Origin of the sequence: Streptomyces cinnamoneus (genome assembly GCF_014650495.1) — a bacterium.
In the GTDB taxonomy this organism is placed as follows: domain Bacteria; phylum Actinomycetota; class Actinomycetes; order Streptomycetales; family Streptomycetaceae; genus Streptomyces; species Streptomyces cinnamoneus.
In genome coordinates this window covers 1-17,560 of sequence record NZ_BMVB01000025.1, presented here as the reverse complement: position 1 = coordinate 17,560, position 17,560 = coordinate 1, and the positions used below count along the sequence as shown (strand labels likewise).

Annotated in this window: 18 protein-coding genes; 12 read left to right on the top strand and 6 right to left on the bottom strand. The window is 72.9% G+C overall.

Annotated elements, in window-relative coordinates:
- Positions 1 to 78: 78 nt before the first annotated feature.
- The 3 genes from IE182_RS26515 to msrB all read left to right on the top strand — a co-directional run bounded on the left by IE182_RS26515 (position 79) and on the right by msrB (position 2,674).
- Positions 79 to 750, top strand: a complete 672-nt coding sequence (locus IE182_RS26515; protein ID WP_190112472.1) for a response regulator — start codon at positions 79 to 81, stop codon at positions 748 to 750.
- An 80-nt stretch (positions 751 to 830) separates the two neighbouring features.
- A complete protein-coding gene (gene murC / locus IE182_RS26510) occupies positions 831 to 2,225 on the top strand; it encodes a UDP-N-acetylmuramate--L-alanine ligase (RefSeq protein WP_190112471.1) in 1,395 nt (464 codons plus the stop codon).
- A gap of 41 nt (positions 2,226 to 2,266) precedes the next feature.
- Positions 2,267 to 2,674: a peptide-methionine (R)-S-oxide reductase MsrB gene (gene msrB / locus IE182_RS26505; RefSeq protein ID WP_190112470.1), complete on the top strand. Its 408-nt coding sequence runs from the start codon at positions 2,267 to 2,269 to the stop codon at positions 2,672 to 2,674.
- A 6-nt stretch (positions 2,675 to 2,680) separates the two neighbouring features.
- On the opposite strand, the gene IE182_RS26500 is transcribed toward msrB, so the two are convergent.
- The 5 genes from IE182_RS26500 to IE182_RS26480 all read right to left on the bottom strand — a co-directional run bounded on the left by IE182_RS26500 (position 2,681) and on the right by IE182_RS26480 (position 7,515).
- On the bottom strand, positions 2,681 to 2,971 hold the full coding sequence (locus IE182_RS26500; protein WP_190112469.1) for a hypothetical protein: 291 nt from the start codon (positions 2,969 to 2,971) through the stop codon (positions 2,681 to 2,683).
- A gap of 67 nt (positions 2,972 to 3,038) precedes the next feature.
- On the bottom strand, positions 3,039 to 4,829 hold the full coding sequence (gene treZ / locus IE182_RS26495) for a malto-oligosyltrehalose trehalohydrolase (RefSeq protein WP_190112468.1): 1,791 nt from the start codon (positions 4,827 to 4,829) through the stop codon (positions 3,039 to 3,041).
- A 102-nt stretch (positions 4,830 to 4,931) separates the two neighbouring features.
- Complete coding sequence (locus IE182_RS26490; RefSeq protein WP_190112467.1) at positions 4,932 to 5,843, bottom strand: GNAT family N-acetyltransferase; 912 nt, start codon at positions 5,841 to 5,843, stop codon at positions 4,932 to 4,934.
- A gap of 119 nt (positions 5,844 to 5,962) precedes the next feature.
- Positions 5,963 to 6,631: an ABC transporter gene (locus IE182_RS26485; RefSeq protein WP_190112466.1), complete on the bottom strand. Its 669-nt coding sequence runs from the start codon at positions 6,629 to 6,631 to the stop codon at positions 5,963 to 5,965.
- A complete protein-coding gene (locus IE182_RS26480; protein WP_190112465.1) occupies positions 6,628 to 7,515 on the bottom strand; it encodes an ATP-binding cassette domain-containing protein in 888 nt (295 codons plus the stop codon). The genes IE182_RS26485 and IE182_RS26480 overlap by 4 nt, the downstream gene beginning before the upstream one ends.
- 23 nt (positions 7,516 to 7,538) lie before the next feature.
- Here IE182_RS26480 and IE182_RS26475 point away from each other — a divergent pair, with 23 nt between their 5' ends.
- From IE182_RS26475 to IE182_RS26445, 8 genes are all read left to right on the top strand, one after another.
- Positions 7,539 to 8,255 (top strand): peptidyl-tRNA hydrolase, encoded by a 717-nt coding sequence (locus IE182_RS26475; protein WP_229845126.1) that lies wholly within the window; start codon positions 7,539 to 7,541, stop codon positions 8,253 to 8,255.
- A 124-nt stretch (positions 8,256 to 8,379) separates the two neighbouring features.
- Positions 8,380 to 8,808, top strand: coding sequence for a DUF5994 family protein (locus tag IE182_RS32870; protein ID WP_373303619.1), 429 nt, complete (start codon positions 8,380 to 8,382; stop codon positions 8,806 to 8,808).
- Between the two features lie 199 nt (positions 8,809 to 9,007).
- Positions 9,008 to 9,211 (top strand): cold-shock protein, encoded by a 204-nt coding sequence (locus tag IE182_RS26470; protein ID WP_190112464.1) that lies wholly within the window; start codon positions 9,008 to 9,010, stop codon positions 9,209 to 9,211.
- Between the two features lie 229 nt (positions 9,212 to 9,440).
- Positions 9,441 to 10,922, top strand: a complete 1,482-nt coding sequence (locus IE182_RS26465) for a DEAD/DEAH box helicase (protein ID WP_190112463.1) — start codon at positions 9,441 to 9,443, stop codon at positions 10,920 to 10,922.
- Positions 10,923 to 10,973: 51 nt separating this feature from the next.
- Positions 10,974 to 11,318, top strand: coding sequence for a CBS domain-containing protein (locus tag IE182_RS26460; protein ID WP_190112462.1), 345 nt, complete (start codon positions 10,974 to 10,976; stop codon positions 11,316 to 11,318).
- 50 nt (positions 11,319 to 11,368) lie between these two features.
- Positions 11,369 to 11,680 carry an SCO5918 family protein gene (locus tag IE182_RS26455; RefSeq protein ID WP_190112461.1) on the top strand — a complete coding sequence of 104 codons (312 nt, stop codon included), beginning with the start codon at positions 11,369 to 11,371 and terminating at the stop codon, positions 11,678 to 11,680.
- Between the two features lie 668 nt (positions 11,681 to 12,348).
- Positions 12,349 to 12,699 (top strand): helix-turn-helix domain-containing protein, encoded by a 351-nt coding sequence (locus tag IE182_RS26450; protein WP_190112460.1) that lies wholly within the window; start codon positions 12,349 to 12,351, stop codon positions 12,697 to 12,699.
- A 206-nt stretch (positions 12,700 to 12,905) separates the two neighbouring features.
- Positions 12,906 to 14,189 (top strand): polysaccharide deacetylase family protein, encoded by a 1,284-nt coding sequence (locus tag IE182_RS26445; protein WP_229845125.1) that lies wholly within the window; start codon positions 12,906 to 12,908, stop codon positions 14,187 to 14,189.
- Between the two features lie 88 nt (positions 14,190 to 14,277).
- On the opposite strand, the gene IE182_RS26440 is transcribed toward IE182_RS26445, so the two are convergent.
- Positions 14,278 to 16,323 carry a transglycosylase domain-containing protein gene (locus tag IE182_RS26440; RefSeq protein WP_190112459.1) on the bottom strand — a complete coding sequence of 682 codons (2,046 nt, stop codon included), beginning with the start codon at positions 16,321 to 16,323 and terminating at the stop codon, positions 14,278 to 14,280.
- Positions 16,324 to 16,487: 164 nt separating this feature from the next.
- On the opposite strand from IE182_RS26440, the gene IE182_RS26435 reads away from it, so the two are divergent.
- Entirely contained in the window at positions 16,488 to 16,889 is a 402-nt protein-coding gene (locus IE182_RS26435; RefSeq protein ID WP_190112458.1) for a BlaI/MecI/CopY family transcriptional regulator, read from the top strand.
- Positions 16,890 to 17,560 lie beyond the last annotated feature (671 nt).

Below are 17,560 nucleotides of genomic sequence, written 5' to 3'. Positions count from 1 at the left end.
AGCGGAACGATTCGTGCCCGACGGCGTACCGCCCGCGGGTGCGTCGTTCCGGACGGCCGCGGACCGGGGGCCGGCCGCATGAGCGCGGGGCACGGCGGGGGCCGTCCCGCCGGGGGCGTCATCCGTGTCCTGCTGGTCGACGACCATCCCGTCGTCCGGCGCGGGCTGCGCGCCATGGTCGACGAGCTGCCCGACGTGGAGGCGGCCGACGAGGCCACCGACGGTGCCGAGGCGCTGCGGCTGCTGGACGCCGGGGTCCGGCCGGACGTCGTCCTCATGGACCTGCAGATGGGCGACGGCATGCACGGCGTCGAGGCCACCCGGCGCATCACCGCCCGGCCCGGGGCGCCGGCCGTGCTGATCCTGACCACCTACAGCACCGACGCCGACATCCTGGCCGCCGTCGAGGCCGGCGCCACCGGCTACCTCCTCAAGGACGCGCCGCCCGAGGAGGTCGCGGCCGCCGTCCACGCCGCCGCGCGCGGCGAGACCGTGCTGGCCCCGCCCGTGGCCGCCCGCCTCCTGGGCCGGGTGCGCTCCGGCGGCCGGCCCGCCCTGTCGCCCCGCGAGACGGAGATCCTGGCACTGGTGGCCGAGGGCCTGGCCAACCGGCAGATCTCCCGGCGGCTCTTCATCAGCGAGGCCACGGTCAAGACCCACCTCGTGCACATTTACGGCAAGCTCGGCGTGGACAGCCGCACGGCGGCCGTCGCGGCGGGCCTGGCGGCGGGGCTGATCCGGGCGGTGTGACGGGGGCGGACCGAGCCGGCCGCGGCGGGTGCAAGAATCGGTCCCGTAGCCACACCCGCCGACCTCCAGGAGTACCGCACATGGCACCGGCCGTCCCCACGACGATGGACCGACCGCACTTCATCGGCATCGGCGGCGCCGGCATGTCGGGCATCGCGAAGATCCTCGCCCAGCGCGGCGCGGCCGTCGCGGGCAGCGACGCCAAGGAGTCCGCGACCGCGGGCGCCCTGCGCGAGCTCGGCGCCACCGTGCACATCGGGCACGCGGCCGGCCACCTCGCCGAGGACGCCAGCTGCGTCGTCGTCTCCAGCGCCATCCGCGCCGACAACCCCGAGCTGGCCGCCGCCGCCGAGCGCGGCATCCCCGTCGTCCACCGCTCGGACGCGCTGGCCCGCCTGATGGACGGCCTGCGCCCGATCGCGGTCGCCGGCACGCACGGCAAGACGACCACGACGTCCATGCTCGCGGTCTCCCTCGACGCCCTCGGGCTCGACCCGTCGTACGCCATCGGCGGCGACCTCCACGGCCCGGGCTCCAACGCCCGGCACGGCGGTGGCGAGATCTTCGTGGCCGAGGCGGACGAGAGCGACCGCAGCTTCCACAAGTACGCGCCCGAGGTCGCGATCATCCTCAACGTGGAGCTGGACCACCACGCCAACTACGCGTCGATGGACGAGATCTACGAGTCCTTCGAGACCTTCGTCGGCCGCATCCGCCCGGGCGGCACGCTCGTCGTCTCCGCCGACCAGGCCGGCGCCCGCGAGCTCACCGCGCGCGTCTCGGGACGCCACGACATCGAGATCGTCACCTACGGCGAGGCCGAGGACGCCGACGTGCGCGTCCTCAAGGTCACCCCGCGCGGCCTGGCCAGCGAGGTCACCGTCCTGCTGAACGGCAGGATGCTCACCTTCGCCGTCTCGGTGCCCGGCCGCCACTACGCGCTGAACGCCGTCGCCGCCCTCGCCGCGGGCGTCGCCCTCGGCATCCCGGCGCACAACCTCGCCTCCGCGCTCGGCAAGTACACCGGCGTCAAGCGCCGCCTGCAGCTCAAGGGCGAGGCGAACGGCGTGCAGGTCATCGACTCCTACGCGCACCACCCCACCGAGATGACCGCCGACCTGGAGGCCATCCGCGGCGCCGCCGCCGGCTCCCGCGTCCTCGTCGTCTTCCAGCCGCACCTCTTCAGCCGCACCCAGGAGCTGGGCACCGAGATGGGGCAGGCCCTGGCCCTGGCCGACGCCTCCGTGGTCCTGGACATCTACCCGGCCCGCGAGGACCCGATCCCCGGCATCACCAGTGCCCTGATCATCGACGCGGCCGAGAAGGCCGGCGCGGGCGTGCGCGCCGAGCACGACATGGCGGCCGTCCCGGACGTCGTCGCGGGAATGGCCCGCCCCGGTGATCTCGTTCTGACGATGGGCGCGGGTGACGTCACGGACCTCGGTCCGAAGATCCTGGCCCGCCTGGAGAACTGACACCGGCGGCGAGAAGACCGCACTGCAGAAGGGCGCGCGACATGGCGTACGAGGTCGAGAAGACGGACGAACAGTGGCGCGCCGAGCTGACCCCGGCGGAGTACCAGGTGCTCCGCCGGGCCGGCACCGAACCCGCCTTCCGCGGTGAGTACACCGACACGAAGACCGCCGGCGTCTACGGATGCCGGGCCTGCGGCGCGGAGCTGTTCCGGTCCACCGAGAAGTTCGAGAGCCACTGCGGCTGGCCCAGCTTCTTCGACCCCAAGGACAGCTCTGCCGTCGAGCTCGTCGAGGACCGCTCGCACGGCATGGTCCGCACCGAGGTGCGCTGTGCCCGCTGCGGCTCCCACCTGGGTCACGTCTTCGAGGGCGAGGGCTACCCCACCCCCACGGACCAGCGGTACTGCATCAACTCCATCTCCCTGCGGCTGGAGCCGGAAGAGGGCTGAGGCCGGTCAGCGCAGCGCGGCGAGGCCCTTCTTCAGGTCGTCCGCGTTCATCACGGGGTGCAGTTCGACCTCGGCCTCCATCTCCGTGAAGAGCTTCTCGCAGACGGCGGGCATCTGCGAGGAGTCCTCCATGTCGAAGACCAGGAGGCAGGTGCGGCCCCCGTCCAGCGCGGTGAAGTAGGCGGCCTCCGGGTGGAGACGCTCGATCATCTCCTCGACGACCTTCGACATCGTGCCGTCGCGGAGCGCCTCGTTCCCCGCACGGGTGTCCATCCGGGCCCTCAGCAGCGTGCGCATGGTCCTCACTCCTCCGGCGCGGCGCGCCGCACCCGGCGCTTCGGAAACCGCGCTCACGAAGGAGCGGTCACGCCCCTTCCAGCGTCACCCCGGCCGCCGGGGCCCGCAACCGGCCGGCGCACCGCAGGACGGCGGCCGACTCCGGCGGGAGCGTGAGGAGCCCGTCCGCGCCGGGGAGGTCCACCGGCCGCCACGCGGCCAGGACTTCCCCGCAGGCCGGCCGGCCCACCGCGACGGACGCGGGCCGGCCCGCGGTGTTGACGGCGACGAGGAGCGGACCGCGCCGGAAGGACACCGTGCCCCCGGGCGTGACCGTCAGGGCGCCGTAGGCCCACTGCGGATCGGCGAGGGCCGGCTCGGCGTGCCGCAGGGCGATCAGCCGGCGGTACCAGGCGAGCAGGGCGGCGTGCGGCTCGCGCAACGGTTCGCTCCAGTCCAGGCGGGAACGGTCGCGTGTGGCCGGGTCCTGCGGGTCGGGGATCTCCTCGGCCGGCCAGCCGTGGGCGGCGAACTCCCGGCGGCGTCCCGTGCGTACGGCCTCCGCCAGCCCGGGGTCCGGGTGGTCGGTGAAGTACTGCCAGGGGGTGCGGGCGCCCCACTCCTCGCCCATGAAGAGCATCGGGGTGAAGGGCGCGCACAGCACGAGCGTCGCGGCACAGGCCAGCAGGCCCGGGGAGAGCCGAGCCGACAGGCGGTCGCCCAGCGCGCGGTTGCCGACCTGGTCGTGGGTCTGGGCATAGCCCAGGAGCCGGTGCGCGGGGGTGGCGCGGGGGTCGAGCGGATGCCCGTGGGCGCGGCCGCGGAAGGAGGAGTGGCCGCCGTCGTGGAAGAAGCCGCCGCGCAGCGTCTTGGCGAGGGCGTGCGCGGGGTCGGCGGCGAAGTCGGCGTAGTAGCCGCCGGACTCGCCCGTCAGCAGGGTGTGCAGGGCGTGGTGGAAGTCGTCGTTCCACTGTGCGTGGACGCCGAGGCCGCCCGCCGGGCGGGGGGTGGTGGTGACGGGGTCGTTCAGGTCGGACTCGGCGATGAGGAAGAGCGGCCGTCCCAGCCGGGCGGCAAGGGCGTCCACGGCGGCCGACAGCTCCGCGAGGAAGTGCTTGGGCCCGGTGTCGGCCAGGGCGTGCACGGCGTCCAGGCGCAGCCCGTCGAGGCCGTAGTCGCGCAGCCAGGCCAGCGCACTGCCCGTCAGGTACGCCCGCACCTCGGCCGAACCGGGGGCGTCGAGGTTGACGGCCGCGCCCCACGGCGTGTGGTGGGTGTCGGTGAAGTAGGGCCCGTACGCGGGCAGGTGGTTGCCCCACGGGCCCAGGTGGTTGTGCACGACGTCGAGGACGACGCCCAGGCCCAGGCCGTGGGCCGTGTCCACGAAGCGCATCAGTCCGGCCGGTCCGCCGTAGGGCTCGTGCACGGCCCACGGTGCCACCCCGTCGTACCCCCAGCCGTGCCGTCCGGGGAACGGGCAGACGGGCATCAGCTCCACGTGCGTGATGCCCAGGGCGGCGAGGTAGGGCAGTCGTCCGGCCGCCGCGTCGAAGGTGCCCTCGGGCGTGAACGTGCCGACGTGCAGTTCGTAGAGCACGGCGCCCGGCAGCGGGCGGCCCGGCCAGTCGTGCCGCCGGGGGAGGCGGGAGAAGTCGACGACGGCGCCGGGCCCGGCCGGGCCGTCCGGCAGGCGACGCGCGCGCGGGTCGGGCAGGACGGGACCGCCGTCGAGGGAGAAGCCGTAGCGGGTGCCGTCCGTGGCGGGGGCCTCGTGGAGCCACCAGCCGGCCCGGACCGGGTCGCGTTCCATCGCGTGCGTACGGCCGTCCGCCCACAGGGCGACCCGTGCGGCCTCCGGTGCCCACACCTCGAACAGCACGAGCGGCTCCTCTCGACTCCGGACCCCCGACTCCCGACGAAGGTCCCGGAGAACGTGCCGTCCTGTCCATGGTGCCGCCCGGCGGCCGCCCGCGATACGGGCTCACGGCACGAGGTCGATGCGCTCCTGCGTGATGGGGTAGCCCGCCTTCGCGAAGGTGGCGGCCATGGGGAGGTTGCCCTGGTCGGTCGCGGCGGTGATCCGCTCGGCGCCCTCGGCCACCAGGTCGTGGGTGCACTCGGCCAGCAGGTCGTAGGCGTAGCCGCGGCCGCGGTGCTCGGGCACCACGCCGATGTAGCCGACGCAGGGCCCGGAGGGGTTGCGGGCGGGCACGTGGATGCCGACGACCTCGCCCTCGGGAGTGCGGGCGAGCTTCCACCACTCGCGGGGCGAGGGCAGCCAGTCGAGGAAGCCCATGGCATCGTCGAGGGCCGCCTCCAGGCCGTGCTCGGCGATGTTGCGGCGGTCGTGCTCGTCCAGGGTGCCCTGCATCGTGCGGCGTACGACGTCCCGTACGACGACGTCGGCGGGCTCCGGCCGGAACTCCAGCCTGCCCGGGCGCCCGGGCAGGCCACAGGCGGGCGTCCACTCGTAGCGGTAGCGCTCGACGAGCGGCCGCAGTCCGCCGGCCGTGGCCGCCGCGATGCGGGCCTCGGCCGTGGCCCGTATCGCGGGCCGGTCGCGCCAGCCGGGCGGCGTCAGCAGGCTGAACTCCGTCCGGAACGGGGCGGTCCGCAGCAGGTGGGCCGCGGCCTCCTCCTCGCCCTCGGCGAAGTCGAACCAGTCGAGGACCTTGGGCGCGGTGTCGTCCGGCGCGCCCCACCAGGCGGCCCGGGCGACGACCGTGCCGTCGCGCAGTGCGACCCACGTCCAGTCGGGGCGGTACTCGCCGCCCTCGTGGACGGGCACATAGGTGTGGCCGAAGGCGGCGCGGCCGACGACGGCGGGGACGGACAGGGACGTGAAGAGGGCGGTGTCGTGCTCGGTGAGCGCGCGGACGACCAGCTCTGTCATGAAACTCCTCGGGGAGGGATGGCTCCCGCACCGTAGGGCCGACGCTCCGCACGGTCCACCGGTTTTCTCCGCCCGCGGTGTCCGTATAAGCCCCTGAACGAAAGGAGGCTGACGGGACCTCAGCCGCGTCGCCCGCTCGCCGCGCACGCCACGGCCGTCGCACCCGCCGCGCAGCAGGCCGCCAGGGCGAGCGCCCCCCACGGCACCTGTGCCGTTCCGCTGTGCGACCCCGTCACCAGCCCGGTGACCGCCGCCCGCGCCGGGGAGCCCGCGGTCAGCAGCGCGGCGAAGGCCACCAGCAGCGTGCCCGGCACCGCCCACGCCGTGCTCCGCAGCAACGGGCGGTTGCACAGCGCCCCCACGGCCGTGCCGAGCAGGGCGCAGACGAGCGAGGTCACCAGGCCCGCCAGGGCCGCCGTGCCCAGGGGGACGCCGACCCGGTGGTCGGCGCTGCGCGGGTCGCCGATCGCGGCGACGACCGCCGTCGTGGCGGCGCCCAGCAGGACGGCGGCGAGCAGCCCGGTGAGCACCCCGGCCAGGTGCACCCGCCACGGTCCGGCGACGGCGGCGGCGCAGTCCCGGGCCGAGGGCGGCTCGTTGGTGACGCACACCCGCACCAGCCAGGCGGCCACGGGCAGCAGTCCGGCGGCCGCCCAGCCGAAGGAGTCGAGGACCGGCTCGCCCGGTCTGACGCCGACGGCCACGACGGCGACGTGGAACAGGAGCGGCGGCAGCCACCGGTGCGAGCGGAGCAGCAGCACGGCCTGGTACCGCAGCAGGGCGGTCATCGGTGGAGCCCCTTCCCGGTGGTCGCGTGCTCGGTGGTGCCCTGTTCGGTGGTCAGGGTGCGTATGTGCCACGGCGGACGGGCCGTGAGGAGGGCGGTCAGCAGGGCGTCGGAGTGTGCCGCGCCGACGCTCAGCCGGAGAAGGGGGCGTTCCCCGTCGCCGGGTGCGGCGGCGGTCTCCGCCACGGGCCCGCCCGGCAGGCCCTGCGGCAGGACGGCTCCGGCCGCGCCTTCCGCCTCGATCCGCACCAGGGGGCCGGAGCGCGCCGCGGCCGTCTCCACCTGCCGCAGCCGCCCCGCCTCCACCCGGTGGACGGCGTCCGCCGCTGCGGCCAGCCGGCGCGGGTCGTGGTCGACGAAGACGACCGTGCCTCCTGCGGCGACCCGGTCGGCGACGGCCCCGTCGAGCACTGTGCGGGAGGCCGGGTCGAGGCCGGTCCACGCCTCGTCGAGGACGAGCAGGCCGGGTGCGGCGAGGAGGCCCTGGGCGACGGCGACCTTCTGGCTGGTGCCCTTGGAGAGTTCCGCCAGGCGCGTACGGGCGTGGTGGCCGGCTCCGAACCGCTCCAGCCATTCCCGGGCCGCCCGCGCCGCGGCGGCGCGGCCCAGGCCGTGGACGCGGCCCATCGCCGTGAGGTAGCCGACGGCCGTGAAGGGCAGTGCGGGCGGGAAGCGTTCGGGGACGTAGGCGGTGCGCGGCCGGTCCGTGACCCGCCCCGCGCTGGGCACGTCGATGCCCGCGATCAGCCGGAGCAGCGTGGACTTGCCGCTGCCGTTGGCGCCTTCGATCCGCAGCAGGGCGCCGGCCGGGACGTCGAGGTCCACGTCGCGCAGCACCCACGGGCCCCCGAGTCCATAGCGGCGCCCGACCCCCATCAGTCTCATGGGCACCACGGTAGCGTGGGGGCGTGACCAGCTCCGATGCCTTTGAGGACCCCCGCGACAGCGCTCCGCAGTTCGTCCTGCCGCTCGTCGTCCGCATGGAGCGGGCCGATCCGCCCGCCCGTACCGACGCCCTGGAGACGGCGGCCCGTGCGGTGCTCGTGCTGCTGTCCGACGAGCGGGCGACGGCGGAGGACGGTGCGTGGGCACAGGCCGTGCGGGACTGGCAGGACGCCCGCATCCGCAAGGTGGTCCGGCGGGCGCGCGGTGGCGAGTGGCGCAAGGCGTCGGGGCTGCCGGGCATCACGGTGACCGGCACGGCCGCCGAGGTGCGGGTCTTCCCTCCCGTGCCGCTGGACGGCTGGCCCAAGGAGCTGGTCAAGCTGCAGGTGTCGGGCACGCACCTCGACGACCCCGAGCCGCCCACGGCACCGGATCCGGACCGGCCGGTGCTGTGGCTGAACCCGGAGCTGGAGATGTCGGCGGGCAAGGCCATGGCGCAGGCCGGGCACGGGGCACAGCTGGCGTGGTGGGCGCTGGACGAGGCGGCGCGCAAGGCGTGGCGCGAGGACGGCTTCGCGCTGTCCGTGCGGACCGCGGCGCCGCAGCAGTGGGCGGAGCTGGCCACGAGCGGCCTGCCGGTGGTGCGGGACGCCGGTTTCACCGAGATCGCGCCCGGGCCAACTGTTGCAGTCGAGGGCGGCGAGCGCTTCTGCCCCCTCCCGCGCCTTCGACGCCAGTAGACGGTCTGCCTGTGCGTTCGGACGCAGGAGCAGCGGGCGCGCGGCGACGACCGAGGCGACGGGGCCGCGCCATGACCACGATCCTCGAACGCACCTCGTCGCACGAACGCGCCCCAGGGCCCCGGTGCGTCTGTCGCTCACACCGAAGACCCCGCTCGCGGGTCTGCTCGACGGGGCCTGGTGGCCCCACACCCGCGATCTGACCGCCGAGCTCCCCCCGCTCGCGTCCGTCCTCGACGCGGTCCGGGGCCGCATCACCCGCGTCACCGTGCACCCCGGCCGCCGGCCCGTCATCCCCCGAAAGGTGCCTGCGGGCGGCGACACCGTGCACGTCGGATGGGTGCCGGCCACCGGCCGCCGCACGCTTCGCCGGCGATGTGACCCTCGTCGCGACGGGCGGTTTCGGCGTCTCCGTCCACTGCGCCATCCGCTGACCAGAGGGGCAGTGGCACGTCTCCCGTCGACAGAGGTCACGGGGGTGCGCGAACGCCTCGGGGCAGAAAAGGCCGCGCCCACGGGGATCGATATCTGTTCCCGTGACACGAGAAAATAGGCGCGGGTCCTGTCGAATATTTGTCGGCCGCCGGCCGGAGCAGAATTATCGACCGTGCAAGGCCGTTCGCACCGTGCTACCGTCGATCCCAGTTGCAGGTGTGGTTGCCAGAAGGTTCATTTCCTACGGGGTAATCATCACGGCGACACGGAATTCGCGCAGGGTGAATTCCCGACACCGTCTCCCGAGGAGAAATGACATGGCCAGTGGCACCGTGAAGTGGTTCAACGCCGAAAAGGGCTTCGGCTTCATCGAGCAGGACGGCGGCGGCGCCGACGTCTTCGCCCACTACTCGAACATCAGCGCCCAGGGCTTCCGCGAACTGCAGGAAGGCCAGAAGGTGTCGTTCGACATCGCGCAGGGCCAGAAGGGCCCGACGGCCGAGAACATCGTCATCGCCTGACACCTGTCGCCGACGTACCTCGCAGCCGGGGCCCGCACCACTGGGGTGCGGGCCCCGGCTCGCCGCTTTTCAGGGCGCGCGGCGGACGGCTCCACCGCATATCCGGCCGGCGACACGTTCCACCGGTCCGACCCGGCTTATTTCACATCCGGCTCGTCTCTCGAGATTCTCTGCGCCGATCGCCTGCTGCGGGAATTCCTTGCCACGTGCCCGTCAAGGAAGGTTCCGCATGAAGCGTTCCCGCCCCACCCACACACGTGACCGCTTCGGAGGAGGCGCCGCCAACCGCTCCGGCGGCCCGCGCCGTTCCAAGGCCCACGGAAAGCGACAGGCCGTGCGGGGCGAGTTCGCGCCGCCGAAGACGATCACGCCTGCGCTGCCCGCCGTCGGGGCCTTCGCCGATCTCGACATGCCCGCACGGCTGCTGGCCACGCTCGGCCGCGAAGGCGTGACCGTACCGTTCCCGATCCAGGCGGCGACCCTGCCGAACTCCCTGGCCGGCCGTGACGTGCTCGGCCGGGGCCGCACCGGCTCGGGCAAGACCCTCGCCTTCGGCCTCGCCGTCCTGGCCCGTACGGGGGGACGGCGTGCCGAGCCTCGGCAGCCGCTCGCCCTCGTCCTCGTCCCCACCCGGGAGCTCGCCCAGCAGGTCGCCGACGCGCTCGCCCCGTACGCCCGCTCCGTGGGCCTGCGGCTGACCACCGTCGTCGGCGGGATGCCCGTCGGACGGCAGGCCGGTGCGCTGCGCACCGGGGTCGAGGTGGTCGTCGCGACGCCCGGGCGGCTCAAGGACCTCATCGATCGAGGCGACTGCCGGCTGGACGACGTCGGCATCACGGTCCTCGACGAAGCCGACCAGATGACCGACATGGGCTTCATGCCCCAGGTCACCGCCCTGCTCGACCAGGTGCGTCCCGACGGGCAGCGGATGCTCTTCTCGGCCACTCTGGACCGCAACGTCGACCTGCTGGTCCGCCGCTACCTGACGGACCCGGTGGTTCACTCCGTCGACCCGTCCGCGGGCGCGGTCACCACGATGGAGCACCACATCCTCCACGTGCACGACGCGGACAAGCACCGGACGACCACCGAGATCGCGGCGCGGGACGGTCGAGTGATCATGTTCCTCGACACCAAGCACGCGGTGGACCGGCTGACCGAGCACCTGCTGAGCAGCGGTGTCCGCGCCGCGGCCCTGCACGGCGGCAAGTCCCAGCCGCAGCGCACGCGGACCCTGGCCCAGTTCAAGAGCGGGCATGTGACGGTACTGGTGGCGACCAACGTCGCGGCGCGCGGTATCCACGTCGACGACCTCGACCTGGTCGTCAATGTGGATCCGCCCGGCGACCACAAGGACTACCTGCACCGCGGCGGCCGCACGGCCCGCGCCGGCGAGTCCGGCAGCGTCGTCACCCTGGTGACCCCTGGTCAGCGTCGCGAGATGAGCCGGCTGATGGTCTCGGCGGGCATCACCCCCCGGGTCGCCCAGGTGCGTTCGGGCGAGGCGGAGCTGAGCCGCATCACAGGCGCCCAGGCCCCTTCCGGTGTCCCGGTCGTCATCACCGCGCCGGACGGGGAGCGCCGCCGCGGGCCGTCTTCCCCGTCCCGGGTCCGCCGGGGGCGCCGGGGCCACGCCGGCCAGGGCCGGCCCGTCGGTGCAGCGGGGTCCGGCGGGCCACGGCGGCAAACCGCCTTCGGCTCGGCCGCGTAGCACGCTGTGATCACAAGCCCACCCCTTTCCGCTTTCCGCCAGGAGGCGCGTATGACACCGTCGCGAACGCAGCAGCAGCACGGCGTGGATTCCTCCCCCAAGGCCGTGGCCGACGACAGGGACGCGTCCGGACCACGGGTCCGTGACGACATGACGGTCGAGGTGGCTCTGGCCCTCATGGCCGGCGCCCGCGTCGATCACCTCGTCCTCTGCGACGGGGACGACCAGAGCACCGGCCTGATCACCCTGGCCCGGCTCACCGTTCTCCGCGGCAGCCTCACCTACACGGACCGGCTCCGCCTGCGGGACATCCTCGCCGGACCGCTCGTCCCGCCCGGCGCCCGGGCCGTCGGTGAGCGCGGCCGCACCCCGGACGTCCTCGCCCCCGCCCGCTGATCCCCCCACCTCGCCAGGTCGGCCCGTCTTCCTCTGCACTGTGAGGCATCATGCGCTGTGTCATCGCCCGCTACCCGTTCGAGCTGACCGCGAGCGGGGTGGTGGCCTCGATGAAGGGCGTCGCGCCCGAGCTCGTCACGGACGAGTCCGTGACCATCGGCCGCCGCCGCTACCCGGTCAAGCAAGTGGGCCAGGTCATCACCCGACAGGACCGCCGCGACTTCACCGGCGGCGAAGTGGTCCGGGCCCTGACCCGCCTCGGCTTCACCTGCCACGATCGCCCCGCGGCGGCGCCGGGTGTCCCCGCCGTGCTCCGGACGGCGTCGGCGCTGCTCGGAGGCAGCGCCTCCCCTGAGGGGTGACGACGGGCGGTAGACCGCCACCAAAAAGCCTTGTGAGGGCCTGCCGACACGCGTCGGCAGGCCCTCACCGCTTTTTCACGGCCCCGACGACCGGGTCCGGCGCCGTTGTCGCAGGTCACCGATACCTGCGGCCCGCGCACGCCAAAATCTGTGTTTGTCAGCGTAGACATTGCCTCCCGGCACCGTTAGTCTTTTTCTCGTCGACACGGTCAAGAGAGACCCGGCAGACACGAACTGGCGGGTAGCAGTAGGCGAAGTTCGCAGGGCGGTGCGGGTCCGGAGCTCCGAAGCCAAGGTGTTCGCAGAACGGCGACGGGGCTGGGAACCGCACCGGGCGGCCCGCAGGCCGAGGGGCCGCCACCGGCATCACCGAAGCAGTACCGCAGTACCCGTTTCACCCGGTGTTCGGTTCACAGCAAGGACGGAGGAGCAGACGCCATCAGGATCGCCCGGTCCGGGAAGCTCCCGGTCCGGGTACCGCAAGACCCCGATTGGATGGTGGTCCCCGGTCAGGCAGCCGCGATCCCCGCACCTCGCCCCTCACGGGCCGGGTAGCGGAAACAGAAGGTCGGCAGAGCATTAGGGCCGACGGATGGTGTTGAATTTCCTTCGGGGCCCTGGTGCCGTACGGCACCAGGGCCCCTCGACGCGTTGCACAACGAGGTGACATGACAGCAGACACACCACTCAGCGATCGCCTGGACGACGATGACTACCCCGCGTACACCATGGGCCGGGCCGCCGAGATGCTCGGCACGACCCCAGCCTTCCTCCGGGCCATCGGTGAGGCTCGTCTGATCACTCCGCTGCGCTCGGAGGGCGGACACCGCCGGTACTCCCGTTACCAACTGCGGATCGCCGCCCGCGCCCGCGAACTCGTCGACCGGGGTACCCCGATCGAGGCCGCTTGCCGCATCGTCATCCTCGAGGACCAGCTCGAAGAGGCTCAGCGCATAAACGCCGAGTACCGCCGCGCCTCGAAGGAGGCATCCGGCGGTTCCGGCCCCTGTTCGAACTGATCACGGGGGCGCGGGGGCGCTCGCCGGACGGCAACCCCTGGCGGCTGCCGACCGCGCCCCGGCCGATGGCGTCCGAGCCCCCGCCCTCACCGAGATCGCGCCCGGTTCGTGCACGGTGGCGGCAGATCATCCCTCGCTACGGAACTGTCACACTCGCCTGTGATACTGGCCCCTGAACATGTGTACTGGCGTCAGGGAGTCCGAAGTTGTCGAAGAAGCCTGTGTACCGGGCGACGAAGTCGCTGTACGGCGCGACGGCTCTGGGCTCCGTGTGCGTGGCGGCGGCACTCGTGGTGGGCCTGACCCGCGGGGACACCGGCGAGGAGAGCCGCAAGGAGGCCGGCTCGGCGTCCTCCGCGCCGCGGGGCGGCGCGGCGACGGACGGGTCCGACGGCAAGAAGCCGGAGGAGGAGAAGTGGGACGGCAAGGTCCACGTCCTCGGTGACGGCTCGACGTCGTACACCGGCCCGCAGCCGAACGTGGCGAAGCCGGAGAAGCTGAAGCCGGGCGAGAAGCCCCCTCAGTTCGTCGTCTTCTCCTGGGACGGCGCGCTGGAGAACGACGACAAGCTGTTCTCCCACTTCCGCCAGGTCGCCAAGGCGAACAACGCCCAGATGACGTACTTCCTCACGGGCATCTACCTGCTGCCGAAGGCGGACCGGAAGAAGTACCTGCCCCCGCGCCACGACGCGGGCGAGGCCGCCATCGACTTCACCTCCGACGCGCACATCAAGGACACCCTTGCGCAGCTGAGCGGTGCGTGGCGGGAGGGCAACGAGATAGGCACGCACTTCAACGGCCACTTCTGCGGCAAGGGCGGGGGCGGCGAGTGGACCATGGACGAGTGGAAGAAGGAGATCGAGCAGTCCTACTCCTTCGTCCAGAACTGGAAGACGAACACCGGCTTCAAGAACCTCGACCCGCTGCCCTTCGACTACAAGAAGGAGCTCGTGGGCGGCCGGGCCCCCTGTCTGGAGGGCCAGAAGACGCTGATACCCGCGGCGAAGGAATTCGGCTGGCGCTACGACGCCAGCTCGCCCGGTGACTTCCAGCTGTGGCCGTCGAAGATCGACGGCATCTGGAACTTCCCCCTGCAGCTGCTGCCCTACCCCCAGAGCGAGCGCCAGGTGCTCTCGATGGACTTCAACTTCCTGTACAACCAGTCCGGGGACAACACCAACGGTGACCCGGCCAAGCGTCCCGAGTGGCAGAAGCTCACGCGGGAGGGCTACCTGAACGGTTTCGAGCGCGTCTACAACGGCAGCCGGGCGCCGCTGTTCATAGGCAATCACTTCGAGACCTGGAACGGCGGCATCTACATGAAGGCCATGGAGGACGTCATGAAGAGCGTCTGCCGCCGCGACGGGGTGCGCTGTGTCTCCTTCCGGCAGGTGGCCGACTGGCTGGACGCCCAGGACCCGAAGGTGCTGGCCAAGCTACGGACCCTGGACCCGGCGCAGGCGCCGGACTGGAAGACGTTCATCAAGTAGAAGACGTTCATCACGTAGGAGACGTCCTCCGGGTGGCAGCCCGCCCGGGGCCGCCCGGAGGGCGCTTCCCCCGGGCGGGACCCGGTGATCAGCTGCCCGGCCGTCCCATGTACTGCGTCCAGATGTCGGCCGGGTGCGTGCTGCCGCGCACCGAGGCGGGGGCGCCGCCCAGCCCGTCCAGCGGCAGGACCTCCTGCGAGGCGGGGTCGATGCGGAAGAGCGAGACGGCGGTGGCCGTGGTGCCGCGGTAGCCGGCGAACCAGGCGGACTTGTTGTCCGGCCCCGTGCCGGCCTTGCCCGCCGCGCCGGCCCCGGCGGCCTTCGCCGCCGAGCCGCTGCCGCGCTGGACGGCGTCGCGCAGCGCGTCGTCGACCGCGCGGGCCGCGCTCGCGGGCAGGGCGCGCGTGGCGGTGGGCTTGTCGACGCGGACGGCGTCGCCGTTGCGGCTGAGGGCGGTGACGGAGTACGGCTCGGTGTGCATGCCCTTGGCGGCGAAGGTGGCGTAGCCGACGGCCATGCGGATGGGGCTGGGCGTGCTGGTGCCGAGGGAGAAGGCGGGCACCTTGCTGCCCAGGCTCTCGGCGAGCAGGCCGCAGTCGACGGCCGCCTTGCCGACCCGGTCCAGGCCCACGTCCATGCCCAGCTGCATGACCGGGGAGTTCACGGACTGGGAGACGGCCTCCTTCAGCGTGATCTTCCCCCAGGACTTGTTGCTGTCGTTCACGGCCTTCACGATCTTCCCGGAGCGGTCCCAGTACGGGCCCTCGGGCGTGCGCACGGCCACCTTGTCGTCGCCGTTGTAGACGGTGGCGGGGGTCACCGGGGAGCGTGTGCCGCCGCGTTCGCGCTGGATGCCGTCGCGCAGGGCGGCGGCGTAGACGAAGGGGGCGAAGGTGGTGCCGGCGGGGACGACGGTGGAGTTGGCGTCGTTGAAGCCCTGCTTGAGGTAGTCGGGGCCGCCGTGGAGGGCGACGATGCGGCCGTCGGTGGTGACGGAGGCGGCGGCGATACGGACGTTCTTGTCGGCTTCCCGGCTCTCGGGGTCGAGCTTCGCCCGCGCCTGCCCGACGGCCTTGGTCAGGTCCGCGACGCGGCCCTTGTCGAAGGTGGTGCGGATCTGGTAGCCGCCGAGGTCGAAGTCGGCGTCGGAGACCTCGGTGTGGGCGCGGACGTAGGCCCGGGCGGTGTCGACGAGGTAGCCGGTCTGCCCGTTCAGCCCGGCGGGCCGGGGCGGGGCCTGGGGTTCGGGGAAGCGGGTGTAGGTGGCCCGCTCCTTCGGCGACAGCTTGCCGATGGCGACCATCCGGTCGAGGATCCACTCCCAGCGCTCGACGGCGCGCTCGTGGTTCTTGGCGCCGGCCGCCGGGTCGTACAGGGCCGCGCCCTTGAGGAGGGAGGCGAGGAAGGCGCCCTCGCTGACGTTCAGCTTCGAGACGTCCTTGCCGTAGTAGGCGTGGGCGGCGCGCTGGATGCCGTAGCTGCCGCGGCCGTACCAGCTGGTGTTGAGGTAGCCCTCCAGGATGTCGTCCTTGCTCATCCTGTTGTCGAGCTTGATGGCGATGAACATCTCGGTGAGCTTGCGGCTGAGCGTCTGCTGCTGGTTCAGGTAGGCGTTCTTCACGTACTGCTGGGTGATCGTCGAGCCGCCCTGGGTGTCGCCGCCGGTGACCATCCGGGTGACGGCGCGCATCATGCCGCTGGGCGAGACGCCGCTGTCGGAGTAGAAGGTCTCGTTCTCGGCGGCGAGGGCCGCCCAGCGCACCTTCTCGGGGACCTTGTCGAGGGCGGTGTCCTGCCGGTCGACGGGGCCGGTGCGGGCCATCTCGGAGCCGTCGGCCCAGTAGTAGACGTTGTCCTGCTGGGTGGCGAAGGCGTTGAGGTCCTCGGGTATCTCGGTGGTCGCGTAGAGGCACCCCACGGTGACGGCGAGCGCGCCGACGACGGTGCCGAGGAGTCCGAGCGCCTGCCGCCAGGACGGTATCCAGCGACGGGCGCCGGTCCGCCCGGGGCGGGGGTAGGCCGGGCGCAGCCGCTTCAGGAGGGCCCGGCGGGGCGCATCCCGCCGGCGGCGACCCTGGGCAGAGGCCGAGTACTTGCTGATATATGACCCACTCTGTCCCCTTTTGCCTGCCATGCCCCGCCTCGCCCGAACGCCTGTCTCTACGTATTCCGCTCGATAATGCGGCGAGTCTGCCATAACCGGAACTTGAAGGTCCGTCAGGTCGCCGTACGGCAGGGGATTCCTCTACACTTCTGTAGAGGTAAAGAAAAGATCAAGAGAAGGAACGCACCGAAGACATGGCAACGCCCACACCCGCCGTCACCGTGCGCCAGGGCCGGCGCCGGGCGAGCGGCGCCCTGGAGGGCGAGGTCCTCGCCGCACTGCAGCGGGCGGGCGCACCGCTGACCCCGCGCGAGGTCCAGGCCACGCTGCCGGGCGAGCTGACCTACAGCACGGTGGTCACGATCCTCTCCCGCCTGCACGGCAAGGAGGTGCTCACCCGCACCCCCCGCGGCCGCGCCTACGCCTACGCGCCCCTCACCGACGAAGCCGGGCTCGCCGCCCGCCGCATGCACAAGATCCTCGACGGCCGCACCGACCGGGAGGTCGTGCTGAGCCGCTTCGCCGACGGCCTGACCGAGGCGGACGAGGAACTCCTGTGGCAACTCCTCTCCGGCGGAGTCCCCCGCCCACGGTAGGAACCGGCCGACGGAGCCCCCGCCGACGCGGGCGGACTGCCCGGCGGAGTCCCCGACCCACGCAGGCGGACTGCCCGGCGGAGTCCCCACCCACTGCGGCGGACTGCCCGGCTGATCCGCCACGCGCCAGGGGCTGCCCGGCGGATCAGCCGGGCCGGACTGGACGGGATCAGTGCGCGCCGGGCCCGGCTCGGCCGACGTCGGGCCGGGTGGGGCCCGCGTGGCCCTGGCCGGACGGGTGGGCCGGGTGGCACCCGCGTGGGGCTGGGCCCGGCGAGTGGGCCGGGCAAAGCCAGGCCGAGTCGGACGGGCGGACGGGCGGACGGGCGGACGGGCGGACGGGCAAAGCCAGCCGGGTGGGCCACGTCGGGTCCAGATCAGCCCGAGCCAGGCGAAGCCGAGCAAGGCCGGGCCGGACCGGCCAGGTCGGAACAGGCAAGGCCGGGCTGGACCGGGCCGAGCCGGGCTGGGCTGGGCAGACGGGCAAAGCCAGCCGAGTGGGCCAGGTCGGGCCAAACCGAGCCAGGCGAGGCCGGGCAAGGTCGGGCCAGACCGGCCAGGCGGGAGCGGCCAAGGCCGGCCAAGGCCGGGTCGGGGCTAGGGCGTGTCCGATGGCTCTTTGATGAGATCGCGGAGCCAGATCACGATGGCTGCGGTGGTCAGCGTGCCGT